Here is a 25,592-nt window from a genome sequence, read left to right on the forward strand (position 1 = left end):
CTTTCTTTCGGTGCGGAGACGAATCGGCCCGCGGGGTCGTCACTGACGGCTCGCGTCGACGGGCTGACTCGTCTCATTGGTTCCCGCAGTCGGTACGACTGCCGGAGGATCGAGGGGCTCCATGCGCGCGCGTCGCCGCGACGACCAGATCCCGATGATGGAGGGGCGACCGCTCATCTTGCTGAGCACGTCGACACCGACCGCGATGAGCAGCACCAGACCCTTGATGATCGACTGCCAGTCGGCGTCGACACCGGTCAGCTGCAGGCCGTTGGTGAGGAAGGCCATCACCAGGCCACCGACGATCGCGCCGATGACCGTGCCGATGCCGCCCGATACCGCCGCGCCGCCGATGAACACCGCGGCGATCGCATCGAGCTCCCAGCCGTTGCCGTCCTGCGGCCCGGACGCACCGGACCGTGCGACGAAGATCATGCCGGCGAGGGCGGCCAGGACCGACATGTTCATCATCACGAAGAAGTCGACGCGCCGGTCCTTCACGCCCGAGAGGGTCGCGGCGAGCCGGTTGCCGCCGACCGCGTAGATGCGACGACCGAACGTGGTGTTGTTGGTGATGAACGAATAGACGATCACGAGCACCAGCAGGATCACCCCGGAGATCGGGAAACCCGTGCCGGGGCGGCCGGTCGCGAACTGCCAGGCGGCCGCGAGGATCACGCCGCCGAGGACGACGACCTTCACCGCCGAGACCCACCCGGGCGCCGTCTCGGCGCCGGTCCGCCGCTGGCGGGCGCGCAGCCGCAGTTCGTTCACCACGATCCAGGCGGCGCCCACGACGCCGAGAAGGAGGGTGAGCACGTTGAACGGCACGGCGAGAGGCAGCTCCGGCACGTACCCCGCGCCGATCACCGTGAACTCCTGCGGGACGGCGAGGGTCGTCGACTGACCGACGACCTGGTTCGCCCCGCGGAAGATCAGCATCCCGGCGAGGGTCACGATGAAGGCCGGCACACCGACGTAGGCCACCCAGAACCCCTGCCACGCGCCGATCAGAGCGCCGACGACCAGACCCAGCACGATCGCCAGCGGCCAGGGAAGGTTCCAGTCGGCCATGGACTTCGCCACGACGATCCCGACGAACGCCGCCACCGATCCCACCGACAGGTCGATGTGGCCCATGATGATGACCATCACCATGCCGATCGCCAGGATCAGGATGTAGGAGTACTGGTTGATGACGTTGATGAGGTTGATCGAGGAGAGCGTCAGGCCGTTGGTCGTGAACTGGAAGAACAGCACGATCACGACGAGTGCGCCGAGGATGCCCAGCTGACGAGCGCTCGACGTTCCACCGCCGAAGGCCTTCCGGATGTCGGCGAAGCCTCCCCTGCGTCGGGGGGTGGTCTGAGCCTGGCTCATGCGGACACTCTCTTTCCTCGGTCGGCGGTCATGCTGCGCATCAGCTCCTCCGGCGTCGCCTGTGCGGCGGGGATCTCATCCGTGATGCGCCCCTCGAACACGGTGTAGATCCGGTCGGCCATGCCGAGGAGCTCGGGCAGCTCGCTGGAGATCAGCAGCACGCCCTTCCCCTGCGAGGCCAGGTCGTTGATGATCGTGTAGATCTCGTACTTGGCACCGACGTCGATGCCGCGCGTCGGCTCGTCGAGGATCAGCAGATCGGGGTCGGTGAACATCCACTTCGCGAGCACCACCTTCTGCTGGTTACCCCCGGAGAGCTTGGAGACGCCGTTGTCGACGTCGCCCGTCTTGATGCGCAGCCGCTTGCGGTACTCCTCGGCGACGGAGCGCTCCTCGTCCTTGTGCAGCACCCCGCGCGGCGCGATCTTGCGCAGCTTCGCCGAGACCACCGATCGGCGGATCGTGTCGAGCAGGTTCAGCCCGAGCACCTTGCGGTCCTCGCTCACGTAGGCCATGCCGTGCGAGATGGCCGAGGGGACGTCCTTGATCGAGACGGGCCTGCCGTCGATGAGGATCTGCCCCGACTCGTAGACGCCGTAGGAGCGGCCGAACAGGCTCATGGCGAGCTCGGTGCGCCCGGCGCCCATGAGGCCGGCGAGCCCCACGACCTCGCCTCGGCGCACGGTCAGGTTCGAACCCTTCGCCACGAGGCGTTCCGGGTCCTGCGGGTGGCGCACCGTCCAATCGCGGACCTCGAAGAACACCTCGCCGATCTGCGCCTCGCGCGGCGGGAACCGGTTCTCCAGCGATCGGCCGACCATGCCGCGGATGATGCGGTCCTCGTCGACGCCGCCGGCATGCACGTCCAGCGTCTCGATCGTCTTGCCGTCGCGGATGATCGTGATGGAGTCGGCGATCTGTTCGATCTCGTTGAGCTTGTGGCTGATGATGATCGAGGTCACGCCGCGGTCGCGCAGGTCGGTGATGAGCCCCAGGAGGTGCTGCGAGTCGGTCTCGTTGAGGGCTGCCGTCGGCTCGTCGAGGATCAGCAGCCTCACGTTCTTGGACAGCGCCTTGGCGATCTCGACGAGCTGCTGCTTGCCCACGCCGAGCTGCTTGATGGGCGTGGCGGGGTCGTCGTGCAGACCGACGCGCTGAAGCAGCTCGCGAGCGCGTGCCCGCGCGGCGTCCCAGTCGATGCGGCCGAAACGCGACACCTCGTTGCCGACGAAGATGTTCTCGGCGATGGACAGCTCGGGGATCAGCGCCAGTTCCTGGTGGATGATCGCGATGCCGGCGTGCTCGCTCGCCCGGACGTCCCGAAACTGCACCGGTGCGCCGTCGAAGACGATGTCGCCCTCGTACGAGCCGTACGGATACACGCCGGAGAGCACTTTCATCAGGGTGGACTTGCCGGCGCCGTTCTCGCCGCAGATCGCGTGGATCTCGCCCGCGCGCACCGACAGCGAGACGTCGGAGAGGGCGATCACCCCGGGGAAGCGCTTGGTGATGTTGCGCATCTCCAGCAGCGGTGCGGATGCGGCGGTCATCGCGCGTGTCCAGTGAATGTCAACGTTGTCATGGCGAGTGGCGACTATACGCCGGTTCGGCGTATTGGGGAAGTCGGAGGGAAGTCACGATCGTGCAACGGGCGAGGGAGGCGCTATCGTGTCTCACGTTGTCACAGTGAGGGACACATGAGCACGCCGACGGCGAGAGCCACCATCGAAGATGTCGCGCGTCTGGCAGGAGTCAGCGCGAAGACCGTCTCCCGCGTGTTCGCCGACTCCTCGCAGGTCGCCCCGGAGACGAAGGAGCGGGTGCTCTCCGCCGCATCCCGCCTGCGTTTCCGGCCGAACGCCCTCGCGCGCAACCTCCGCCGAGGCGGCGTCACGAGCACTGTCGCGTTCATCATCGGCGACATGCAGAACCCGTTCTACTTCGCCGTCGCCGCGGGCATCGAGCAGGAGCTCGCGCAGCACGGCTACACGATGCTGCTCGCAACGACCGACGACTCCCCCGCGACGGAGCGGCGCGTCATCGACGTGCTGCTGGCGCAGCGGGTTCGGGCGCTGCTGCTGATCCCCGTCGCCGACGACCAGTCGTACCTCGACGGCGAGCGTCAGCTGGGCACGCCCGTCATCGGCGTCGACCGGCCCCTGGGCGATCTCGTCGCCGACACCGTCGTGCTCAGCAACCGCACCGGCATGGCGGAGGCCGTGCGCTCCCTCGTCGCGCGGGGCCATCGTCGTATCGCGTTCGTCGCGAATCCGGCGGCGGTCTACACGGTGCAGGAGCGCCTCGCCGGCTACCGGCAGGCGCTGGCGGAGGTCGGCGTGACCGACACCGCGCGCTGGGAGCGGCTCAGCGACGACCCGACGAGCATCACGAGAGACGTCGTGCGCGGCCTGCTGGGAGCCGCTGAGCCGCCGACGGCGATCGTCACCGGCAACAACCGCGCGACCGCCGCCGTGCTGCGCGCACTCCGCGACACCGGCGCGTCGACGGCGGTCATCGGCTTCGACGACTTCGAGCTCGCGGAGATGCTCGGGGTCTCGGTGGTGTCGTACGACGCCTCCGCGCTCGGCCGCGCCGCCGCGCGGCTGGCGATCGACCGGATCGCCGAGCCCTCCGGGCGCGCGCGGGAGATCGAGATCCCGACCCACCTGGTGCACCGCGGGTCGGGCGAGCGCCCGCCGTCGTGACTCAGCGTCCGGCGAGCCATCCGGCATAGGCGTCGAACGAGAACGGCCGCCCGAGGAAGTCGGTCACGAGCTCGTCCGCATCGCGGCTGCCGCCCGGCTCGAGGATGCGGGTGCGGTAGCGGAGGGCGGCATCCGGGTCGGAGAGCCCGTTCGCCTCGAACACCGAGAGCAGATCGCGCGCGATGACGAGACTCCACTGGTACGTGTAATAGCTCGCCCCGTAGCCGGTGAGGTGACCGAATCCCGCGTAGGGGTGGAGCCCGGGGAGCGGCTTCACGGGCGAGGAGCGCGCGTACCAGCGTTCGACGGCGCTCTGCAGGTCTCCCGGACGGTCGACATGCAAGCGGTACGACACCGTGGAGTGGCCGAGCTGACGGCGCACCTCGAGGGCTCTTCCGAACGCGTCGGCGCGGCGCATGCGGGCCACCAGGTCGGGAGGGATCGCCTCGCCCCGCTCGTTCGTCGCGAACGACGCCAGCGCCCCCGCATCCCAGGCCCACTCCTCGAGCAGCTGGCTGGGCGCCTCGACGAAGTCCCACTCGGTCTCGAAACCGCTGAAACGAGCCCACGGCTGGTCGCCGCCGAGGATCGCGTGCACGAGGTGGCCGAACTCGTGGAAGAAGGTCACGACCTCATCGTGCTCGAGCAGCCCGCGGGAGAAGTTGCACAGCAGCACCGCCTCGGGGAGAACGCGCCCCCGCACGCCGGGCGCGAGCGGGAAGCAGGCCGCGTGGTTGTACTTGCCGTCCCGGGGGTGCAGGTCGAGGTGGATGCGGCCGAGACGGACGCCCGCGCGCCGCACGTCGTAGGTGCGCACATCCGGATGCCAGGACGGCGCGTCGACCGGGAGGTACTCCACGTCGAGGAGTCGCGCCGTGGTCGCCAGCACTCCGGGCAGCACGCGCTCGAACGCGAAGTACGAACGCACCTCCTGGGCGTCGACGTCGAACTCCTCGCGCTTGAGGGTCGCGAGCAGGTACCAGAAGTCGGCGATGCTGACGTGTTCCGCGTCGGGCACGTCCTGCCGCAGACGCTGGAGCAGCCGCGCGTACTCCCGGGCGGCCGCCTCGGCCGAAGCCTCGTCCAGGCTTGCCAGGAAGCTCGGGACGCGATCGCCCGCCCCGATCATCCGGACCTGGGCCTCGTAGTCGGCCCAGTCCGGAAAACCCAGCAGGCGCGCCCGCTCCGCGCGGACGGTGAGCAGCTCGGCGAGGATCTCCTCGTTCTGGGGCCAGGCGAGATCATTGTAGGCGGCGACGAGGGCGGTGCGCGTGTCTCGATCCCGCGCATATTCCCGAACCGGCATGAGATCGGTGTACTCGGTCGTCAACAGCACCGAGCCGTCTTCCCCGGCGGGGTGGGACGCGAGAAAGTCGTCGGGCAGGCCGGCCAGACCCGACGGCGGCACCCGGATCTCCCGCCGCCCCTCGCGGATGTTGCGGGCGAACGCCAGCGACAGCTCGGTGTCGCGCTCCGCCAGGATGCGTACCCTCTCCCGTCCCGCGTCGTCGAGGTCGACGCCGCCGCGGCGGAAGTCACGACGGATGTGCCGCAGCATCCGCATCTCATCGTCGGCGAGATCGTCTTCGGTGAGGTCGGAGAACGCGGCCCACAGCCTGCGGTCGAGGAGGCGGGACGCCGCGAACGCCTCGACCTCGCTGGCCCGGGTCTCGGCCGTCGCGCGTACGTCCGCCGAGGGATGCGCCTCACTCAGCAGATACGCCTCGTTCAGCGCCTCCCGGAGGGCGATCTCGGCGTCGTTCCACAGCGCCAACCGCTCCCTCGCCGTTCGGGCGGTTCCTGCGGTGAGGCGCGCGTCAACCTGCCGGACGGTCGCGATGCGGTCGGTGGGGCGCTCCGAGACGAACGCGAGCCAGCCGTCCGGGTCGGTCGGCAGGGGGAGGGGATCCGGGGTGCTCATCCCCCGAGCCTAGAACCGGGGGGGCCTCCTCCGGAGGCCGGCACAGGGCTCAGCGGACCCTCAGCGCAGGGCGCCGACGCTGGCCAGCGCGAGACGCACGAGAGTTCCGCGGCCGCCCTCCATCTCGGCGGCGAGAGCGTCGGATGCGGCCTCCTCCGGTGAGAGCCAGGTGACCTCGAGCGCGTCCTGGCGCGGCTCGCACGTGCCGGTCACGGGCACGACGAAGGCGAGGGAGACCGCGTGCTGGCGGTCGTCATGGAAGGCGCTCACGCCGGGGATCGGGAAGTACTCGGCGACCGTGAAGGGCGTCGGCTGCGGCGGGAGGGTGGGGAACGCCATCGGGCCCAGGTCGTTCTCGAGGTGGCGGAAGAGCGCGTCGCGCACCGTCTCGCCGTAGCGCACGCGCCCCGACACGATCGTGCGGGTCATCTCCCCCACGGGCGTCGCGCGCAACAGGATGCCGACCTGGACGACCGTTCCCATGCCGTCGGTGCGGACCGGTACCGCTTCGACATACAGCATCGGCATCCGCCGTCGCGCCTCCGCGAGCTCGACGTCGCTGAGCCAGCCGGGGTTGGCCGACGCCTCGGGCGACGACGTCTCGAAGGGGGCGCCCAGCGGCGGGCGGCGCTCGTCGCCGTCGTCGGCGGGTTCGGGGTCGGGGGTGCGCACGGGCATGCTCCCTGTATAACCGACGCGGGGCGATCTCGCCCGATCGAATGCGGCGTCGCCGCGAGCCCGGTGGCCTGGAAGGATGGCGATATGCCCGACGCACCGCGCATCGATCCCGATCTCGTCCTGTGGTCCGCATCGCCGGACGAGCGCGCGGGTCGGCCGCTCCTGGTGCTGCTGCACGGCTACGGCGCCGATGAGCGCGACCTGTTCGGACTCGCCCCACGCCTCCCCGAGGCGTTCGCCGTCGCCGCCGTCCGGGCGCCGTTGACGCCGCCGTGGCCGGCACCCGGCTACTCCTGGTACGCGATCGACGGGCTGAACGGCCGCGACTCGGCCGCCGTGACCGCGGCTGCGGAAGGGCTGCTGGCCTGGCTGGATGCTGCGCCGCCGGCACCGCACGTCGGACTGCTCGGCTTCTCCCAGGGGGCCGCGGTGGCGCTGCAGGCGCTGCGGCTCGCGCCGGAGCGCTTCGCTTTCGCCGTCAACCTCTCCGGCTATGTCGCGCCGGGCGCGGTGCACGGCGACGCCGCCCTCGCGCAGCGCCGGCCACCGGTCTTCTGGGGCCGCGGCACGCACGACGAGGTCATCCCGGAGCCGCTCGTCGCCCACACCGTCGACTGGCTCCCCCGCCATGCCGATCTCAGCGGCCGTGTCTACCCCGGCCTCACGCACAGCGTGTCGGAGGACGAGCTGCGAGACGTCCGCACGTTCCTCGACAAGCGCCTCGACGACCTGGCCTGAGGCGGCGCGGCCTCCGGCGCGGCGCACAACGGCGGAGACCCGCGCCGACACGCCGCCGCATCCGCCCGCCGGCCGGCATGTCGCGCATCATCTCCGCCGTTGTGCGGAGTTCAGAGCGAGCGGCGGCGAACCCGGAGCGACACGAGTACGGCGAGCGCGCCCGCGATCAGCAGCGCGAACCCGCCCACGCCCCAGGCGGTGAGGTCGGCACCACCGGTGGGCGGCAGCGGCGCGGGCGTCGAGGTGGGTGTCGGGGTGGGAGTGGGCGTCGGCGGAGGAGCGGGCAGCGCGTAGGCGTTCGCCAGCGCGAGCGCGGCAAGGCCGCCCGGGGGCACGACGGTCGAGGGAGGCGTGACGGAGGACGACGAGAGCACGGCGCGCGCGTTCGCGCCGTCGGTGGTCTGCGCGAGCGTGCAGACGCTCTCGGCCTCCACGCTCGGGAAGGTGGCGGCGACGATCGAGCCGGTCGTCCCCGCCGGAACTGACGCGGCGTACGGGGTGGTCGCGCCGTCCACCGTGCAGCTCACCGCGAGCGAGACCGCGGACTGCTGTCCCGCTGCCGCCCCGGTGATCCTCGCGTCGATGCGCAGCGTCCCGGTGGCCGGCACGGGGACGGCGTAGGTGTCCACGATCGCCAGCGCGTTCGCGCCGGCGGCGATGACGACGGGACCCGGCGGGACGAACGCGGATGACTGCAGCGCGGCATCCGCGTTGCTCCCGTCGGCTGTCTGCACGGCGGCGCACGAGGTTCCCACCGGGATGTCGGAGACCGCGCCGAGCACGACGGTGCCGGTGGCCCCCGCCCCGCCGGTGAGCACCCGGCTGAACGTGGTGGAGGGGTCGCTGCACGTCACGACCAGCTGGATGTCGGACTGATCGCCGGCCGCCGCACCCTGGAACGTCGCGGAGACCTCGAGCGACCCCGTCACGACGGGCGCGACGTAGGTGTCGACGACAGAACCGGCGGACGTGCCGCCCGCCACGATCGGAGACGGCTGCGTGATCGCCGGTGGACCCGAGAGGGTGGCGAAGGCATTCTCCCCGGCATCCGGCTGCGTCAGCACGCAGTCCGTGCCCGCCGGGAGGTTCGGGATGGTCGCCACCTGGTGGCTGCCGGTGACGCCCGCGGGAACCGTGGCCGGGAAGGCGTGCGTGTCCCCGCCGAGCGTGCAGGTCGCGAGGAGATCGATCGCGCCCTGTCGGCCGGCGGCGGCGCCGTCCACGGTGAGGTCGACGGTCAGCGTGCCGGTCGTGACGGGCGCAGGGACGACCTCGCCGCTCGCGCGCAGCGGGACGACCGCCGGGGCGGCCAGGACCAGCTTCTGCGCGGTCGTGCGAGGCGGGTTGCCCTGGTCGTAGACGAAGACGTTCCCCGCGACGACCGTGGGCGCAGCCGACACCGCGAATCCGTCCGGGGCGATGTCGGGGTCGTACCTCACCCACAGGCTCGTCCCCGACGAGATCGTGGCGCCGTCGGCCACCGGCAGTGCCGGATCGTCGGCGGAGAACACCTCCGCGCCGTCGAAGATGTCGATCGTGGACTGCGCGACGCTGCCGCCCACGACGAACGGGCCGATCAGCTCGCCCGGGACCGCGCCCTCCCGGGAAGCCGGGTCGACTGTGAGGGTCGGAAGCGACGGGGTGGGCGGGGCTCCTCCGGCGACCGCGGCCTGCGCCGCATCGACGATCGCCTTCACCGCCGCGCGCTCCTCGGGGTAGAAGCGCGACACGACGAACTGATCCGTGAAGTACCACAGCGCGCCCTGCACGGCGCGCACCTTCTCGGCGTCCGTCCCCGCCGGCGCGGTCGGGACCTGGGGGAAGTAGTTCGTGAGGATCCACTGCACGTAAGGCTGCGCGTCGGGTGGCAGGATCTCGGTCGACCAGTCGCCCAGCTCGTAGTGCACGCCTACCTCGGTCTCGGTGCCGAGGTCGATGCAGTAGGTGACGAGATCCTGACGGCCCGCAGCGTTCGGATCGTCCAGCACGATCTGCGCGGTGGTCACGCTCCGCTGATTCGTCAGCCCGCCGCTGGGGTAGGGCGTCTGCGGCGTCGCGGAGGCGACGTCGCCGCCGAACAGGCCGCTCGTCAGGCGCATCTCGACGATCGTCGCCTCGGTGGTCACTCCCGGTGCGGCGCCGGCGACGCCGTCGAGGTCGGGCGCGGCGAAGGCCGGCGCGGCGACGAGCGCGGACGCGGTCACGGCGATCGTGGTGAGCACCGCCGCGACCACGCGGCGGACGGATGATGTCGACACGATTCCCCTCGCTGACATGCCCACCCTCGGGCCCATCAGCGCCACTCTGCCAGATGCGGGGTTGCGGCGCTGCATCCGGAGCCCTATCGTGGCGGAGTCCTGTCCCGAGTGTGAGGAACCCTCCGGTGAAGATCGTCGACGCTTTCGCGCCCGCATCCGCGCGCTGAACCGTCGACCCGCCGTAGCTCGGTAGACCTGCCCGCCTGCTCCAGGCAGCGGCCGCGTCCGGTTTCAGTGCATCCCACTGATCGGAGGCTCCATGCCCGCCCTCGCCCCTTCTCTCATCCTCGACGCCGTCTCCTTCACGTGGGATGACGGCACCCCCGCGCTGCGGAGCGTCTCCGGCGCGTTCGGGGCCGGTCGTACCGGACTGGTCGGCCGCAACGGCTCCGGCAAGTCCACGCTGTTGCGCCTGATCACGGGGGAGCTCCGCCCGAGCAGCGGCGCGATCACGCGCGGCGGCGACATCGCCTATCTGCCGCAGCGGTTGACACTCGATGTGGATCGGCCGGTGGCGGAGCTCCTCGGCGTCGCCGCGCCTCTCGCGGCGGTCCGCGCCATCGAGTCGGGCGACCCCGACCCGCGGCACTTCGACGCCGTCGGGGACGCGTGGGACATCGAGGCGCGGGCCGTCGCCGCGCTCGCCGAGGCCGGCCTGCCGCCGGATGCGCTCGATCGCGACATCGGCTCGCTCTCCGGCGGAGAGTCGATCCTGGCCGCGATCGCCGGCATCCGTCTCGCCGAGGCGCCCATCACCCTCCTGGACGAGCCGACGAACAACCTCGACGGCCCCGCCCGCGCTCGGCTGGCCGAGGCCGTGCGCACGTGGCGTGGGGCGCTGATCGTCGTCAGTCATGACGTGTCGCTTCTCGAGCTGATGGACGACACCGCCGAGCTCTACGCCGACGAGCTCTCGGTCTTCGGAGGACCCTATTCGGCGTGGCGAGCGTGGCTGGAGACGGAGCAGGATGCGGCTCGCCAGGCCGAGCGCGCGGCCGTCCAGGTCGTCCGCCGCGAGAAGCGCGAGCGCATCGAGGCCGAGCACAAGCTCGCCCGCCGCGCGCAGGTGGGGCACAAGGCTCAGACGGAGAAGCGCGTGCCGGGCATCATCGCGGGCGCCCGAAAGCGCGCGGCCCAGGTGGCGGCGGGGCGGCTGCGATCGGAGGTCCTCGGCAAGGAGTCGGCCGCCCGCGCGGCGCTGGAGGTCGCCGAGCGCCGTGTGCGCAACGACGAAACGCTCCGGATCGACCTTCCCGATCCTCGGGTCGCGCCGTCGCGGCGCATCCTGAGCCTCGGCAGCGGCGAGCGCACGTGGGTGGTGCAGGGCCCTGAGCGGGTCGCACTCGTGGGAGCCAACGGCGCCGGGAAGACGACGCTCCTGCAGTCGCTGGTGCGCGCTTCGGGCGGACCGTGCTCCGTCTCCGCGGATGCGGGCGCTCCTTCCGACCCCGGGATTGCGCGCATGGCCGGCGCGAGCGCACCGCTCGGGCCGGGTACGGTACGCGGGGAGCTCTTCACCGACCGCGTGGCGTACCTGCCGCAGCGGGTCGACGGCCTCGACGAGCACGCGTCGGTCCTGGCGAACGTGCGGGCGGCGGCGCCTGGCCTCCCGATCGCCGAGCTGCGCAACCGCCTGGCACGGTTCCTCCTCCGCGGCGACACCGTCGATCGCGCCGTCGCGACCCTGTCGGGCGGCGAGCGCTTCCGCGTCGCCCTGTCCCGACTGCTCCTGGCCGATCCGCCGCCGCAGCTGCTGATCCTGGACGAGCCGACGAACAACCTCGACCTCGAGACCGTCGACCGGCTCGTCGAGGCCGTGGACGCGTATCGCGGCGCGGTGCTCGTCGTGAGCCACGACGACGCATTCCTCCACCGCCTCCGACCGGACCTCACGCTCGAGATCGATCGGAACGGGATGAGCCAGCGGTGACGGCCTAGGCGGGGAGGGTGAGGCGGAAGCATGCGCCGTCGTCGGCCGGCTCCGCTGTCAGCGTGCCGCCGTGGGCGACCATGATCTCGCGGCTGACCGACAGGCCGATACCCGTGCCCGGGACGGCATCGCGCTGCGCATTGCGGCCGCGGTAGAACCGATCGAAGATCCGCTCCAGGTCCTCGGCGTCGATGACGGATCCGCTGTTTCGCACCGTCAGCCACGCCGTGTCGCCGTCCACGTCTGCACTGATGCGGATGGTGTCGCCCGCGCGCGAGAACTTCGCCGCGTTGTGCAGCAGGCTGTTGAGCACCGTCCGAAGCCCTCCGGGATCGGCGACCACCGCGAGGTCGTCGGTCACCTCGACCGACACCTCGCGCTCGGCGAAGCCCGGCGTGGTCAGGAGCACGTCGAGCGTCTCCTCGATCAGCTCCCGCACCGCCACCTGCACCCGCTGCACCTCGGGCGGGCGATGCAGTCCGTCCAGGAATGCCGACGTCATCGCGAGGAGATGCTCGGCGTTGCGGGCGATGACATCGACGCGGGTAGATGCGGCCGGCGGAAGCGGGTCGGCGCTCAGGAGTTCGGCGTATCCGACGATCGAGGTCAGCGGCGTGCGAAGCTCGTGGGCGAGCGTGGCGAGGGCGTCCTCGCGCGTGCGCTCGGCGCGGAGCGGATCGGTGATGTCCTGCACGATGAGCATCGACCCGGCCACGCGTCCGTCGCTGCGATGGACGATGCGGCCGTTCGCCAGGAGCGCGCGCTGCCGCCCGCGCGGGCCCACCCAGTGGAGGAGGTCCTGCACGGCCTCGCCCCGTCGCAGTCGCGCGACCGGTTGCTGATCGGCGGGCATGGGCGTCACCTGGTCGTCCTCGAAGACGAGCCTGCCCCCGCCGCTGAGATCGTCGTAGTGCGCCATCTCGCCGAACGCGACGATCGGCTTGTTGAACATCGGCGGAGCGCCGTCGGCGTCGAGGAAGACCATCCCCAGATCGATCTCGTCCGAGAACGAGCGCATGACCGCGCCGATGCGCTCCGACTCGGCAGCGGCGGCGTTGCGCTGCTCCATCGCCTGCCGCGTGCGTTCGTTGGAGCGCTGGATCCGGCGCACCAGGATCACGGCGACGCCCGCCAGCACCGACACGATCACCGGCGGCAGCAGAGCGGACGTCCATGCCGCCGGGGACGGCGGTGTGTGCGCGTACATCAGCGGCACGATCGCCGCGATGTACCCCGCGACGATCCCGACCCCCGCCCCCACGAAGCCGCCGATCACCGCGAGCCAGATGACGGGGAAAGCGGCGAGCATGCTGGCCGTGGGGATGTCGTCGTGCAGCGCGGCGGCCAGCACCGTCACCCCGACGAGATCGAGGACCGCCATGATGCCCTGGCTGCGCGTGGGAAGCCGCTCCCACGGAACGACGAGCGCGGCGAGGGTCGTCGCCCCGAGGATCCCCGTGGCGAGCACGAGCGACCCGAGGTGCGCGGAAAGGTCGACGCCGAAGGCGGCGGCCACCAGCAGCAGGATGAGGACCGCGGCGGCCAACGGGGCCTGCGAGCGCAGGAACAGCGCCCAGCGCGGGCGCTGCTCTCCCTCGAGCACTCTGGCCATGGCGGACCCCGAATCCTAGTGAGGACGAACCTATATCCCGCGACGCGGCGGGCGGGATACGGACGCGCGGGCGGCGACGCGGTCAAGCCCGCCGCGATGTCGGAGGCCCGGGGGAAGATGGGGGGATGGACGCCGTCCTCGACCGGTTCGGTCCTGCCACGCAGGACTGGTTCCGCAGTGCGTTCGCCGCACCCACCGACGCGCAGATCGGCGCCTGGGAGGCGATCTCCGCGGGGCGCCATGCCCTCGTGGTCGCGCCGACCGGCTCGGGTAAGACGTTGTCGGCCTTCCTCTGGGCGCTGGACCGGGTCTTCCACGACAAGGCACCGGATGCCCCGGCACCGGAGCGGGGTCGCCGCACCGCGCCGCGCGGCTCGACGCGCATCCTCTACATCTCGCCCCTCAAGGCTCTCGGCGTCGATGTCGAGCGCAACCTCCGATCCCCGCTGGTGGGCATCGGGCAATCCGCGCGCCGGCTCGGGATCGAGGTGCCGGGGGTGACGGTCGGGGTCCGCTCCGGCGACACCACGTCATCGGATCGGCGCAAGCTCGTCACCGAGCCGCCCGACATCCTCATCACCACGCCCGAGTCGCTGTACCTGATGCTCACGAGCCAGGCCGGCGACACGCTCCGCGACGTGCACACCGTCATCGTCGACGAGGTGCACGCCGTCGCGGCCACCAAGCGGGGCGCCCATCTCGCCGTCAGCCTCGAACGGCTCGACGCGCTGCGGCAGAGCTTCGCCCCCGACGTCGCGCCGGCGCAGCGCATCGGCCTGTCGGCCACCGTCCGCCCGATCGACGAGGTCGCCCGATTCCTCGGCGGCTCCCAGCCCGTCGACATCGTCGCCCCGCGCGCGACGAAGGCCTTCGAACTGAGCGTCGTCGTCCCCGTCGACGACATGCTCCACCCCCCGCCGGCCCCGGGCGCCGAGCCGCCCGCCGGCGAAGGCGACGCCGAGTGGTACGCCGAGAACACCGAGATGACCGGGTCGGTGTGGCCGCACGTGGAAGAGGCGATCGTCGATCGCATCCTGCAGCACCGCTCGACGATCGTCTTCTCCAACTCCCGTCGCCTCGCCGAGCGCCTCACCGGTCGCTTGAACGAGATCTACGCCGAACGCACCGGAGCCGACGACGCCGTCCTCGCCAAGGCGCATCACGGGTCGGTGTCCAAGGAGCAGCGCGCGCTGGTCGAAGACGAGCTCAAGTCGGGCACCCTGCGCTGCGTCGTGGCGACGAGCAGCCTGGAGCTCGGCATCGACATGGGTGCCGTCGACCTCGTCATCCAGGTCGAGGCGCCGCCCAGCGCCGCATCCGGTCTCCAGCGGGTCGGCCGCGCCGGCCACCAGGTCGGCGAGGTGAGCCGAGCCGCGCTCTTCCCGAAGCACCGCAGCGACGTGCTCCACACCGCCATCGTCACCGAGCGGATGCTGGCGGGCCAGATCGAGGCGATCTCCGTGCCGCAGAACCCGCTCGACATCCTCGCCCAGCAGACCGTCGCCGCGTGCGCGCGGGGTCCGATCGACGTCGAGGAGTGGTTCGAAGCCGTCAAGCGCAGCGCGCCGTTCCGTTCGCTCCCCCGCTCCGCCTACGAGGCGACGCTCGACCTGCTCGCCGGGCGCTACCCCTCCGACGAGTTCGCCGAGCTCCGCCCCCGCGTGGTGTGGGACCGCGATGCGGGAACCCTCACCGGGCGGCCCGGCGCGCAGCGCATCGCGGTCACCAGCGGCGGCACGATCCCCGACCGCGGCCTGTTCGGCGTCTTCGTGGCGGGCGAGTCGCAGAACGCCCGCGTCGGCGAGCTCGACGAGGAGATGGTCTACGAGTCGCGCGTGAACGACGTGTTCACCCTCGGCACCACCAGCTGGCGCATCGTGGAGATCACGCACGACCGCGTCAATGTGCTGCCGGCGTTCGGGCAGCCCGGCAAGGTGCCGTTCTGGCATGGCGACGGCATCGGCCGCCCGGCGGAGCTCGGCGAGGCGCTGGGGAAGTTCTCCCGCGACCTGTCCACCGCCGACGGCGCCAAGGCCCAGGCACGGCTGCGCGACTCGGGACTCGACGACAACGCCGTGGCGAACCTGCTGTCCTACCTCGCGGAGCAGCGTGAGGCCACCGGCACGCTCCCCACCGACCGCACCCTCACCGTCGAGCGCTCCCGCGACGAGGTCGGTGACTGGCGCGTCATCCTCCACTCGCCCTACGGCCTGCAGGTGCATTCGCCGTGGGCGCTCGCGGTCAACGCGCGCATCCGCGAGCGGCTCGGCGTGGAGGGCGCGGCCGTCGCGAGCGACGACGGCATCATCGCGCGGGTCCCGGATGCGACGGCGGAGCCTCCCGGCGCCGACCTGTTCGTCTTCGAACCCGACGAGCTGGAGCAGATCGTCACCGACGAGGTCGGCGGGTCGGCGCTGTTCGCCTCCCGGTTCCGGGAGTGCGCGGCGCGCGCACTCCTCCTCCCCCGCCTGAATCCGAACCGCCGATCGCCGCTGTGGCAGCAGCGGCAGCGCTCGGCGCAGCTGCTGGAGGTCGCGCGGCGCCATCCGACCTTCCCCATCATCCTCGAGACCCTCCGCGAGGTGCTGCAGGACGTCTACGACCTTCCCGCGCTGCTGCGGATCGCCCGCGGCATCGGCGAGCGCCGCATCCGGCTGGTCGAGACGACCACGTCCTCCCCGTCGCCGTACGCGCGCGACCTGTTGTTCGGATACGTCGGCGCCTTCATGTACGAGGGCGACTCGCCGCTGGCCGAGCGTCGCGCCGCGGCGCTGTCGGTCGACCCTGCGCTGCTGAGCGAGCTGCTCGGCAAGGTCGAGATGCGTGAGCTCCTCGACCCCGACGTGATCGCGCAGTTCGTGCGCGAGGTGCAGCGCCTCGACCCCGAGCGCCGGGCGCGCGGCGTGGAGGGGGTCGCCGATCTGCTGCGGATGCTCGGCCCGATGGATGCGGCCGAGGTGGCCGAGCGCCTCGAGCCGTCCAGCGAGCCCGGCTCCGACGTGCTCGCCGACGCCACGGCGCATCTGGATCAGCTGATCTCCGATCGGCGCGCGATCGCCGTGACGGTGGCCGGGGTTCCGCGCGTCGCCGTCATCGAAGACGCCGGGCGCCTGCGCGACGCCCTCGGGGCGGCGCTTCCCGTCGGACTCCCCCACGCGTTCCTCGAGCCGGTGGCCGATCCGCTCGGCGACCTCGTCGCACGCCACGCCCGCACGCACGGGCCCTTTACGGCGGACGCCGTCGCGGATCGGTTCGGGATCGGCGTGGCCGTCGCGCGATTGACGCTGCAACGGCTCGAGGCGCAGGGGCGGGTGTCGAGCGGCTTCTTCCTCCCCGCCCCCGCGAGCGACCCGCCGGCAAGCGCCGGAACCGGGCCGGGGGATGACACCGAGTGGTGCGACACCGAGGTGCTCCGCCGCCTGCGGATGCGCTCCCTCGCGGCGATCCGCGGGAGCGTCGAGCCGGTCCCTCCCGAGGCCTACGCGCGCTTCCTGCCGGTGTGGCAGCACGTCACGCGACCTCTCGAGGGTGTCGACGGCGTCGCCGCCGTGGTCGAACAGCTCGCGGGGGTGCCGATCCCCGCCAGCGCGTGGGAGTCGCTCATCCTCCCGTCCCGCGTGAGCGGGTACAGCCCCGCCATGCTGGACGAGCTCACCGCCACCGGCGAGGTCATCTGGTCGGGGTCGGGCACTCTCCCCGGCCGCGACGGGTGGATCGCGCTGCACCCCGCCGACGCTGCGCCCCTCACCCTGGCCGCGCCGGAGGACGAGCTGGCCCCCGGGTCTCTCGAGGCACGCCTCGTCACCGCGCTCGAGGGGGGCGGTGCGTACTTCGCCGCGCAGCTGCGCCAGCTCGCCGACGCCGAGAACGAGCAGTCGGTCATCGAGGCGCTGTGGGCGCTCACGTGGGCGGGGCGCGTCACCAACGACACCTTCGCCCCGGTGCGCACCCTGGTCGGCGGCGGCGGGCAGGCCCACCGCACGGCGCGCCGCGCCCCCCGCGCGCGGCTGTACCGTTCCGCGACCCTGCCGCGCACATCCGCCCCGCCCCGCCCCCCGGCCCTGGGCGGTCGGTGGTCGCTGCTGCCGACGGCGGAGCCGGATGCCACCCTCCGTGCCACCGCGTCGGCCAGCCTCCTCCTCGACCGCTACGGCGTGGTCACGCGCGGCGCGGTGCAGTCGGAGGGCGTCCCGGGCGGATTCGCCCAGGTGTACCGCATCCTTTCGGGGTTCGAGGAGGCTGGCCACTGCCGCCGCGGCTACGTCATCGAAAAGCTCGGAGCAGCGCAGTTCGCCGCCTCCACGACCGTCGACCGGCTGCGCGAGTTCGCGGGTCTCCCCGACCCGGCCCCGCTGCGCGCCGTGACGCTGGCCGCCACCGATCCGGCGAACCCCTACGGCGCCGCGCTCGGCTGGCCCGCGCTGGAGGGAGTGACGCACCGCCCGGGCCGCAAGGCCGGCGGCCTCGTGGTGCTCGTCGACGGGTCGCTGACGCTCTACCTCGAGCGCGGCGGACGATCGGCCCTCGCGTTCACCGACGACGAGGAGCGCCTGCGCGCGGCGACCCGTGACCTGGCGGCGACGGCACGCGCACGGCGGCTCGACACGCTCACGATCGAGCAGGTCAACGGCGCCTTCGTCTACGGCACGGCGGTGGGTGCCGCCCTGCGGGACGCCGGCTTCGTCGAATCGCCGCGCGGGCTCACACTTCGCCGTCTCACCGCCGGTGACACGCTCCGCGAGGCAGCGCGTGCCTGAGGGCGACACCGTCTATCGCACCGCCGAGCGCTTGCGCGGAGCCCTCGAAGGCCAGGAGGTCACGCGGTTCGACATCAGGGTGCCGCGCAGCGCCGCCGCCGATCTGCGCGGAGAGACCGTCACTGCCGTGGTCGCCCGTGGGAAGCACCTTCTGGAGCGGGTCGGGCGCTGGACGCTGCACTCGCACCTGAAGATGGAGGGTCGCTGGGACGTCTACCTCCCCGGACAGCGGTGGCGGCGGCCCGCGCACTCGGCACGCGCCATCGTCGGCACGGCCCGAGCCGAGACCGTGGGCTTCGATCTCGCTCTGGTCGAGGTGCTCCCCACCGCGGAGGAGGACCGGGTCGTGGGCCACCTCGGTCCCGACCCGCTGGCGGCGGACTGGGACGGCGCCGAGGCGGCGCGGCGGCTGGGGTCCGACGCGCGCGCCGCGCACGTGGCGCTGCTGGATCAGCGCAACGTCGCCGGCTTCGGAAACGAGTACGCCAACGAGATGCTCTTCGTCCGCGGCATCCCCCCGACCCGCCCCGCCACCGAGATCGACGCGGCCGCCCTGCTCGACGTCGGGACGCGCATGATCCGCGCCAACCTGCCGCGGGGTGAGCGCACCTTCACCGGCGACGCCCGACCGGGACGGCGCACATGGGTGTACGGGCGGGAGGGGCAGCCCTGTCGTCGCTGCGGCACGAGGATCCGCGCCGGCTCGCTCGGCGCGTCGGCGACCAGCGAGCGCAACGTCTTCTGGTGCCCGGTCTGCCAGGCCGGCTGACCCTCTGTCACCGGACGCCCGTGTCAACCGGGTGTCGATGCCGCCGCATGGGGGGCATCGTCGAGTCTTGCCTCGCTGCGGCATCCGTCGCGGGGAGGATACCGAACAACCATGCGCGGGAATGAACACGCATTCCCCGACGTTGCATTCGTTGTCGGCGCCAGATGGTGCCGCCGGAGGAGAACGTGGGCAAGAACTACATCGACATCGAGAACGACCGCGGCGAGACTCTGCGCTATCGCAAGCACGTCAACGGTCGGGGTCTGATCGCGCATGGCGCCAAGGTGCACCCGAGCGCACTCGTCGAGGCGGGGGCGTATGTCGAGCCTGGCGCGCATGTCGCGGAAGGCGCGCGCATCGGCCGTGGAGCGTGGATCGAATCCGACGCGACGATCGGTCCGCAGGCGCACATCGCGCCGCACGCGCACGTCGGGACCGGAGCTGCCGTGGGGGCCGGCGCCACGATCGGCGTCCGCGCGCACGTGGGAACCGGGGCGCGCGTCGCCGTGGGGTCGCTCATCGGAGACGACGAGACGATCGCCGACGGCGAGGTGGTCGCGACCGACCGACGCGGCCTCCGCCTGGCGGCCTGAGTCAGGCGAACAGCAACAGCACGAACCCCAGCAGAGGCAGGGTCCCCTGCAGCAGGGCGGCGCCAACGTAGCGCCGGCCGCTGGAGATGAGAACCAATGCCGCCGCCGCCATGGACCCCAGCGTGAACAGCATCAGCGTGCGCCCGGCGACATCGGCGGCGGTGCCGGTTCCGCCGGCCCAGAACAGGACGATCCCTATCGTCGCGCCGATCGCGAGGAACAGGTTGTAGAACCCCTGGTTGTAGGCCATCGGACGGATGGCGTCGGCCGTCTCCTGGTCGGTCACCCCGAATCGGCGCCAGACGCGCGGCGTCGTCCACTGCACGCTCTCCATCACGAAGATGTACACGTGAAGGAGGGCGGCCAGAGCCGCCAGGACTGTCGCCACGATCGCCGGCATGAGCGAACAGTAGCGCGGATGGCCGCGGCGCCCCCGGTTAGCATGACGGCATGGCGAGAAGCGGCCCCCGGCGCCCCATTCCCCCGAAGGGGTCGGGGAGGCGCGCGCCGACCCCGCAGCGCAGCCCGAAGCCGGCGCCCCGGCCTGCGCCCGAGCCTCCGCGGACCTTCCGGCTCGGGGTGGTCTCCGGCGCGATGCCGGGGAAGTGGATCCAGGCGTGGCGCGCCCGGATGCCCCGCGTCCCCCTGGAGCTCGAGACGATCGGCGTCGCCGAGCAGCGGACGCTGCTCGATTCCGGAACCCTCGACGCCGCCCTCGTCCGGTTGCCGATCGACACGGAAGGGCTCTCCGTCATCCGCCTCTACGACGAGGTCCCCGTCGTCGTGACCTCCGTGGAGTCCTCGCTGACCGCCGCCGAGGAGCTCGACCTCGCCGACCTCGCCGGCGAGGTCGTGATCGTGCCGCGCGATGCCGTTCTGACCGCGCCCGTGCCCGGCGCCGTCCCCGCCGCCTTCGACCCGCCCGAGACGACCGCCGACGCGATCGCCACTGTCGCTGCGGGCGTCGGCGTCGTGATCGTCCCGATGTCGCTGGCCCGGCTGCACGCGCGCAAGGACGTGACCTACCGGCCGCTGCGCGAAGGCCCCTCCTCGACCGTCGCCCTCGCCTGGCCCCGCGACGCCGACACCGACGACGTCCAGACGTTCGTCGGCATCGTCCGGGGGCGGACGGCCAACTCCTCGCGGTGAGGAGCGGCCGGGTCGGCACGCTCTAGAATTTCCTGATGTCCTCCCCGCTCCTCTACGTCTGCGTGCGCCCGCAGCTCGAGGCGGCCGACGCGGAGTACGCCTCCTTCTGCGAGGGGCTCGGTGTGGGAGAGGGCCTTCTCGCCCGGCACGACCTCGTCCGCCGGCCGCTGCCCGCCGACGCCTTCGATCGCTTCGGGGGTTTCGTCGTCGGGGGGAGCCCTTTCAACCTCACCGATGACGAGTCCGACAAGTCCGAGGCGCAGCGGCGCCTGGAAAGCGATCTGGAGCGCATCGCCTCCGCGGCGGCGGAGGCCGCGACCACGGCCCTGTTCACCTGTTACGGCATCGGCGTCGTCACCCGGATGCTCGGGGGCGTCGTCTCGCGGGAATTCCCGGAGGACACCGGCCCCACCACCATCCGGCTCACCGCCGCCGCCACCGGCGACGCCCTCTTCGGCGGCCTCCGCGCCCCGTTCGTGGCGCTGACCGCGCACAAAGAGGGGACCGCGGCACCTCCTCCGGGCGGCGTGCTGCTGGCGGAGAACGAGGCGTGCCCGGTGCAGGCGTACCGCGTGGGCGAGCGCCTGTGGGCCACGCAGTTCCACCCGGAGCCGACCACCCGCGCGTTCACCGAGCGCATGGCGATCTACCGCAACGACGGGTACTTCGCCCCCGAGGAGTACGACACGCTGTCGGCACGCGTCCTGGCGGCATCCGTCTCGGAGCCGGCGCGGCTCCTGCAGGCTTTCGCCGCCCGCGCCGCGGCGTGACTCAGTCGCCCTGCGGGCGCAGCAGCCGCAGTCCCGCGACGGCCAAGGGCAGCACCGCGACGACGGCCGCGACGACGATCGCGGTGACACCGATCGCCGTGCTCTGCGGCTCCCCGGCCAGGCGGCCGACGGCAAGCCATGTCGCGCCCCATCCGATGGCGAGCCCCGGCGTGACGCGCCATCCGCTCGCCCACGCGATACCGAGGCCGATCACGCCCACGACGACGAGGACGGTGACGCCGAGCGGCGCCGCGGCGTCCTCCCAGTCGCTCGGAACTGTCGCCGTCAGAAGCGCCGCCGTGTTCGCGACGGTGGCGAGGGTCACCCACCCGAGGTGGAGCCCCGTCACCCCGTCCAGGAGCACCGCGTCGGCCACGCCGTCGCCCGGCGTCCGCGTCACCACCGCGACGCGGAACGTGATCGCCAGAGCGACCAGCAGCAGGGCGATGACGACGACGGTCGCCGTCAGGGTCCAGAACTGCGCTGCGACCAGCCACATCCCGTTCAGGACCGTCGTGAGGGCGACCAGCCACCCGAGGTCGCGTTGCCGCTCCGTCGCCCGCTGGCGCGGGAGGGCCTGCCAGATCGCGTACGCGACGAGGCCGATGTAGATCACCGACCAGATCGAGAATGCAGGGCCGGCGGGGGCGAGGTACGACGCATCCGAGTCCAGCGCGCCACCCTGCACGTCCCGGACGGGAGTGCCGCCGAGGAGCCCCGTGCCGAGCGCGGACGCGACAAGCATGAACGACACCGCCGACAGCACGGCGATCTGGCGGAGCAGGTCGAGCGGTCGCGAGGTCATGCTCCGACGGTACGGGGCACTGGCGCGCGACGGCCCCCGGTTGACAGCCGCTCGCCGCCGATCCGGGCGCGCGTACCGTACTCAGTCTGAACGTGCCTGGCCTCGGCACTGGCCCGCGGATTTCCGCGGACCAACCCCCGTGGCGGCTCCAGCCAGACTGAGTACGGCACGGGGCAGGTCGACGACGTCGGTCAGCGGGAGCTCGCCAGCACCCGCGCGCCCTCCCGTTCGGCCCGCTCGTTGCGGATGCCCGCGCGCGACCCGGCGAGCTTCGCGGCGATGTGCTCGCCGACGGTGACCGGCTCGTAGAGATCCGGATGCCCCGCGTCCACGCACGACGGCAGCGTGCGGATGACCGCGTCGACGTCGCCGTCGTGGAAGAACGCCACCGAGCGCCGGCGCTCGATGGTGCCATCGATGACCGGCGGCTTCACCCGGTGGAGCGTCGACATCCACCGTTCGTTGGTCCAGCGCGCCGTGACGTCCCCGAGGTTGATGAGCAGGGCGCCGTCGGCCGGTGACACGTCGTTCCAGGAGCCGTCGGCGCCGAGCACCTGCAGTCCGCGCACCCGGTCGGCCCACAGGATCGTGACGATGCCGTAGTCGGTGTGCTCCCCCATCCCGACGAGGTCGCCGTCGAGCGTGACATCCGTCCCGGGCGCAAGGGCGTAGTTGTTCATCCGCATCACGTCGAGGGAGTGCCCGGTGCGCTCGGCGAAGAAGCCGGGTTCCAGCTCCAGGGCGTCGGCGAAGATCCGCGTCATCGTGCGCGCGACCCTCGCGGCCTCGGCGAAGTACGCGCCCACCTGTCTCTCGAAGCCGTCGACGGCGGGCCACACGTTGTCGGCGTAGTCGGGCTGCGGAAGATCGACGCCGGGATAGGTCACCGCCGTCGCGCCGATGTTGAACGCCTCGAAGAAATCGTTCATGCGGTTCGCCGACTCGACGCCGAGCGACAGGCTCAGCGACTCCGACTTCGGCGGGCTGTAGCCGCGGTTGATCTCCGGCGGCGTGCGGTAGCGCTTCTTCTCGTCGAGGTCGAGGGCGAAGAAGCGATCCACGGCATCGGTCAGGCCATCGAGCACGGCGGTAGGGACGCCGTGGCCCGTGATCTGGATGAAGCCGACGGTGCGGCAGGCGTCGTCGATGCGACGCGCCACATCGGCGCGGTCGGCAGGGCTTCCGTCGACGACGTAGGACGTGATGTCGACGGTGGGGACGGTGAAGGTCATGGCAACTCCTCGATCGGAGGCCGCCGCGCGGGCGGCCGGATTGTTCGGCAGCCGCTTACGCATTCCCGACGCCCGGGGCGTCTCGCTTACGAGCGAGCCCCCACGGTACGCGCCACGCGTTTCGCGCGCGTTACATCTCGCCGAGATCACATGCTGTTGGCGAGCGCACACCGTGTGGGGTCCGAAACGGTGTGCGCTCGGCGAGAGCATGTGCTCTCGCCGAACCCTGCGGCGTAGGGTCGGACTGCAAGCATCCGTCTGAACAGAGGGAGCCGCCGTGTCCACCATTCCCCCCGCATCCGAGTCACCTATCGACCACGAGCCCACCGACGAAGACCGCCCCGCCGACCCCGACGAGGACCGCGCCGAGCCGCTCCCCGAAGACGAGCGTCCGCTCGACCCCGCGGACGCCGTGCCCGAGCCGCCGCTCGACGACGATCGGCCGGTGCGTCTGGACGACGGCGAGGACTAGAGCGGCGGGCCGTAGATCACGGCCGCATCGGCCGGAACGAGCATCTCCGTCGCGCCCGGCAGCTGCTCGGGCGGCTCGCGGAGATCGCGCGTGGCCAGGAGCACCACGCTCCCGGCCGGAACGGAGACGGTCGCCTCGCTGCTCGTGAGGTTCGCGAACACCACGAGGTCGCCCGAGCGCAGTTCGTAGGTGCGGCCGTTGCCGCCGTCTCCGACCCCGGCCGTGCGCGCCGACCACGCGGGGTCGGTGAGCTCCGGGCGTTCCCGCCGCACCCGCGCCAGCGTGCGGTAGAGCTCCAGCAGGCGGGCGTGATCGCCCTCGGATGCCTCCGCCCAGTCCAGCTTGGAACGCTCGAAGGTCTGCGGATCCTGCGGGTCGGGGACGACGGATTCGTCCCATCCCATCTGCTCGAACTCCGCGATGCGCCCCTTCGCCGTCGCCTCGCCGAGCTCGGGCTCGGGGTGGGACGTGAAGAACTGCCACGGTGTCGAGGCGCCCCACTCCTCCCCCATGAACAGCATGGGGGTGCCGGGCGTGGTGAGGGTGAGCACGGCCGTGACGGCGAGCCGGTCGTAGGACAGGGTCTGCGACAGCCGGTCGCCGACGGCGCGGTTGCCGATCTGGTCGTGGTCCTGCGCGAACGTCACCAGGCGCCACGCCGGCACATCCCGCGGGATGGGAAAGCCGTGGTTGCGGCCGCGGAACGACGAGTAGGTGCCGTCGTGGAAGAAGCCGCCCTGGGTGACCTTGCCGAACGCCTCGAGTGCGGCGAAGTCCTCGTAGTAGCCCGTCGTCTCGCCGCTGACGGCGACGTGCACCGTGTGGTGCCAGTCATCCGACCACTGCGCCGTCAGGCCGTATCCGCCCGCCTCGCGGGGCATGATGAGCTTCGGGTCGTTCATGTCCGACTCGGCGATCGTGGTGAGGGGGCGCTGCTGCGCCGCCGACAGCGCGTCGGCCGCCTCCGCGATCTCGCGGAGAATGTGGCTCTCTCGCTCGTCGTGCAGGGCGTGCACGGCGTCCAGGCGCAGGCCGTCGACGCGGTAGTCGCGCATCCACATCAGGGTGTTCTCGACGATGAAGGAGCGCACCGCGTCCTCGTCGAGGTTGACCGAGTCGCCCCACGTGTTGCGGCTGCCGGTGCGCAGGTACGGCCCGAACTCCGGCAGGTAGTTGCCGCTCGGGCCCAGATGGTTGTAGACGACGTCCTGGATCACGGCCAGGCCGACGGCGTGCGCCGCGTCCACGAACCGCTGGTACGCGGCAGGGCCGCCGTAGGCCTCGTGGACCGTGTACCAGGCGACGCCGTCGTACCCCCAGTTCCACACCCCGTTGAAGCCGTTGACCGGCAGCAGCTCGACGTGCGTGACGCCGAGGTCGACCAGGTGGTCAAGCTTGCCGATCGCGGCATCCAGGGTGCCCTCCGGCGTGAAGGTGCCGAGGTGGAGCTCGTAGATCAGCCCGCCGGCCAGCTGCCGTCCGGTCCAGTGGGCGTCGGACCACGCGTGGGCAGACGGATCGAACCACGCGGATGCGCCGTGCACGCCGTCGGGCTGACGCCGCGACCGCGGATCGGGGCGAAGCTCGCCGTCACCGAGGACGAACCCGTAGCGCTCGCCGTCGGCGAGCTCGACGTCGGTGCGCCACCACCCGCTCTGCGGGTCTGCGGTCAGCTCGACGTCTTCGACGGCCGTCGCGCCGTCAGCATCCAGCCGGCGCAGCCGCACGCGCTCCGCGAGGGGTGCCCACACCTCGACCGTCATCGCCGTCTCCATTCCGCGAGATCACATGGTGTTGTCGAGCGCACATCGGAATCGGCCGGG

Annotated in this window: 19 protein-coding genes; 9 read left to right on the forward strand and 10 right to left on the reverse strand. The window is 71.9% G+C overall.

The genetic code is table 11. The features are described 5' to 3' along the window. Window positions 1–39: 39 nt before the first annotated feature. Both mmsB and mmsA read right to left on the reverse strand, forming a co-directional pair. Complete coding sequence (mmsB, locus tag ACTU3I_RS14030) at window positions 40–1,380, reverse strand: multiple monosaccharide ABC transporter permease (RefSeq protein ID WP_442926307.1); 1,341 nt, start codon at window positions 1,378–1,380, stop codon at window positions 40–42. After that, window positions 1,377–2,930 carry a multiple monosaccharide ABC transporter ATP-binding protein gene (gene mmsA / locus ACTU3I_RS14035; RefSeq protein WP_442926308.1) on the reverse strand — a complete coding sequence of 518 codons (1,554 nt, stop codon included), beginning with the start codon at window positions 2,928–2,930 and terminating at the stop codon, window positions 1,377–1,379. The genes mmsB and mmsA overlap by 4 nt, the downstream gene beginning before the upstream one ends. Before the next feature lie 147 nt (window positions 2,931–3,077). On the opposite strand from mmsA, the gene ACTU3I_RS14040 reads away from it, so the two are divergent. Continuing rightward, entirely contained in the window at window positions 3,078–4,085 is a 1,008-nt protein-coding gene (locus ACTU3I_RS14040; protein ID WP_442926309.1) for a LacI family DNA-binding transcriptional regulator, read from the forward strand. Window position 4,086: 1 nt separating this feature from the next. Here ACTU3I_RS14040 and ACTU3I_RS14045 read toward each other — a convergent pair whose 3' ends face one another. Both ACTU3I_RS14045 and ACTU3I_RS14050 read right to left on the reverse strand, forming a co-directional pair. After that, a complete protein-coding gene (locus ACTU3I_RS14045) occupies window positions 4,087–6,006 on the reverse strand; it encodes a M3 family metallopeptidase (protein WP_442926310.1) in 1,920 nt (639 codons plus the stop codon). Window positions 6,007–6,066: 60 nt separating this feature from the next. After that, a complete protein-coding gene (locus ACTU3I_RS14050) occupies window positions 6,067–6,684 on the reverse strand; it encodes an NUDIX hydrolase family protein (RefSeq protein WP_442926311.1) in 618 nt (205 codons plus the stop codon). A gap of 84 nt (window positions 6,685–6,768) precedes the next feature. On the opposite strand from ACTU3I_RS14050, the gene ACTU3I_RS14055 reads away from it, so the two are divergent. Then, window positions 6,769–7,422 carry an alpha/beta hydrolase gene (locus ACTU3I_RS14055; protein WP_442926312.1) on the forward strand — a complete coding sequence of 218 codons (654 nt, stop codon included), beginning with the start codon at window positions 6,769–6,771 and terminating at the stop codon, window positions 7,420–7,422. A 110-nt stretch (window positions 7,423–7,532) separates the two neighbouring features. Here ACTU3I_RS14055 and ACTU3I_RS14060 read toward each other — a convergent pair whose 3' ends face one another. After that, window positions 7,533–9,680 (reverse strand): thioester domain-containing protein, encoded by a 2,148-nt coding sequence (locus ACTU3I_RS14060; RefSeq protein WP_442926313.1) that lies wholly within the window; start codon window positions 9,678–9,680, stop codon window positions 7,533–7,535. 259 nt (window positions 9,681–9,939) lie between these two features. On the opposite strand from ACTU3I_RS14060, the gene ACTU3I_RS14065 reads away from it, so the two are divergent. Next, window positions 9,940–11,610 carry an ABC-F family ATP-binding cassette domain-containing protein gene (locus tag ACTU3I_RS14065; RefSeq protein WP_442926314.1) on the forward strand — a complete coding sequence of 557 codons (1,671 nt, stop codon included), beginning with the start codon at window positions 9,940–9,942 and terminating at the stop codon, window positions 11,608–11,610. A 4-nt stretch (window positions 11,611–11,614) separates the two neighbouring features. On the opposite strand, the gene ACTU3I_RS14070 is transcribed toward ACTU3I_RS14065, so the two are convergent. Beyond that, window positions 11,615–13,222, reverse strand: a complete 1,608-nt coding sequence (locus ACTU3I_RS14070) for a sensor histidine kinase (RefSeq protein ID WP_442926315.1) — start codon at window positions 13,220–13,222, stop codon at window positions 11,615–11,617. 125 nt (window positions 13,223–13,347) lie between these two features. Between ACTU3I_RS14070 and ACTU3I_RS14075 the strand changes: the two genes are divergently transcribed. The 3 genes from ACTU3I_RS14075 (at window position 13,348) to ACTU3I_RS14085 (ending at window position 19,341) form a co-directional block, all read left to right on the forward strand. Then, on the forward strand, window positions 13,348–17,979 hold the full coding sequence (locus ACTU3I_RS14075; RefSeq protein ID WP_442926316.1) for a DNA glycosylase AlkZ-like family protein: 4,632 nt from the start codon (window positions 13,348–13,350) through the stop codon (window positions 17,977–17,979). Continuing rightward, window positions 17,972–18,748 (forward strand): DNA-formamidopyrimidine glycosylase family protein, encoded by a 777-nt coding sequence (locus ACTU3I_RS14080; protein WP_442926317.1) that lies wholly within the window; start codon window positions 17,972–17,974, stop codon window positions 18,746–18,748. The genes ACTU3I_RS14075 and ACTU3I_RS14080 overlap by 8 nt, the downstream gene beginning before the upstream one ends. A gap of 185 nt (window positions 18,749–18,933) precedes the next feature. Beyond that, window positions 18,934–19,341 carry a transferase gene (locus ACTU3I_RS14085; protein WP_442926318.1) on the forward strand — a complete coding sequence of 136 codons (408 nt, stop codon included), beginning with the start codon at window positions 18,934–18,936 and terminating at the stop codon, window positions 19,339–19,341. A gap of 1 nt (window position 19,342) precedes the next feature. Here the strand turns inward: ACTU3I_RS14085 and ACTU3I_RS14090 are convergent, their stop codons facing one another. Further along, window positions 19,343–19,741, reverse strand: coding sequence for a DUF1304 domain-containing protein (locus tag ACTU3I_RS14090; protein ID WP_442926319.1), 399 nt, complete (start codon window positions 19,739–19,741; stop codon window positions 19,343–19,345). Between the two features lie 194 nt (window positions 19,742–19,935). Between ACTU3I_RS14090 and ACTU3I_RS14095 the strand changes: the two genes are divergently transcribed. After that, the gene (locus ACTU3I_RS14095) at window positions 19,936–20,490 is read left to right on the forward strand and encodes a LysR substrate-binding domain-containing protein (protein WP_442926320.1); all 555 of its coding nucleotides are present in this window, start codon (window positions 19,936–19,938) and stop codon (window positions 20,488–20,490) included. 35 nt (window positions 20,491–20,525) lie between these two features. Then, window positions 20,526–21,260 carry a glutamine amidotransferase-related protein gene (locus ACTU3I_RS14100; RefSeq protein ID WP_442926321.1) on the forward strand — a complete coding sequence of 245 codons (735 nt, stop codon included), beginning with the start codon at window positions 20,526–20,528 and terminating at the stop codon, window positions 21,258–21,260. A 1-nt stretch (window position 21,261) separates the two neighbouring features. On the opposite strand, the gene ACTU3I_RS14105 is transcribed toward ACTU3I_RS14100, so the two are convergent. Then, window positions 21,262–22,065, reverse strand: a complete 804-nt coding sequence (locus tag ACTU3I_RS14105) for a tryptophan-rich sensory protein (RefSeq protein ID WP_442926322.1) — start codon at window positions 22,063–22,065, stop codon at window positions 21,262–21,264. Window positions 22,066–22,256: 191 nt separating this feature from the next. Continuing rightward, entirely contained in the window at window positions 22,257–23,297 is a 1,041-nt protein-coding gene (locus ACTU3I_RS14110) for an isopenicillin N synthase family dioxygenase (protein ID WP_442926323.1), read from the reverse strand. A gap of 277 nt (window positions 23,298–23,574) precedes the next feature. Between ACTU3I_RS14110 and ACTU3I_RS14115 the strand changes: the two genes are divergently transcribed. Then, window positions 23,575–23,769 carry a hypothetical protein gene (locus ACTU3I_RS14115; protein WP_442926324.1) on the forward strand — a complete coding sequence of 65 codons (195 nt, stop codon included), beginning with the start codon at window positions 23,575–23,577 and terminating at the stop codon, window positions 23,767–23,769. Here the strand turns inward: ACTU3I_RS14115 and treZ are convergent. Then, entirely contained in the window at window positions 23,766–25,532 is a 1,767-nt protein-coding gene (gene treZ / locus ACTU3I_RS14120; RefSeq protein WP_442926325.1) for a malto-oligosyltrehalose trehalohydrolase, read from the reverse strand. The genes ACTU3I_RS14115 and treZ overlap by 4 nt on opposite strands. Between the last annotated feature and the right edge of the window lie 60 nt (window positions 25,533–25,592).

The sequence above is a fragment of the Microbacterium sp. RD1 genome (genome assembly GCF_052220165.1).
Taxonomy (GTDB): domain Bacteria; phylum Actinomycetota; class Actinomycetes; order Actinomycetales; family Microbacteriaceae; genus Microbacterium.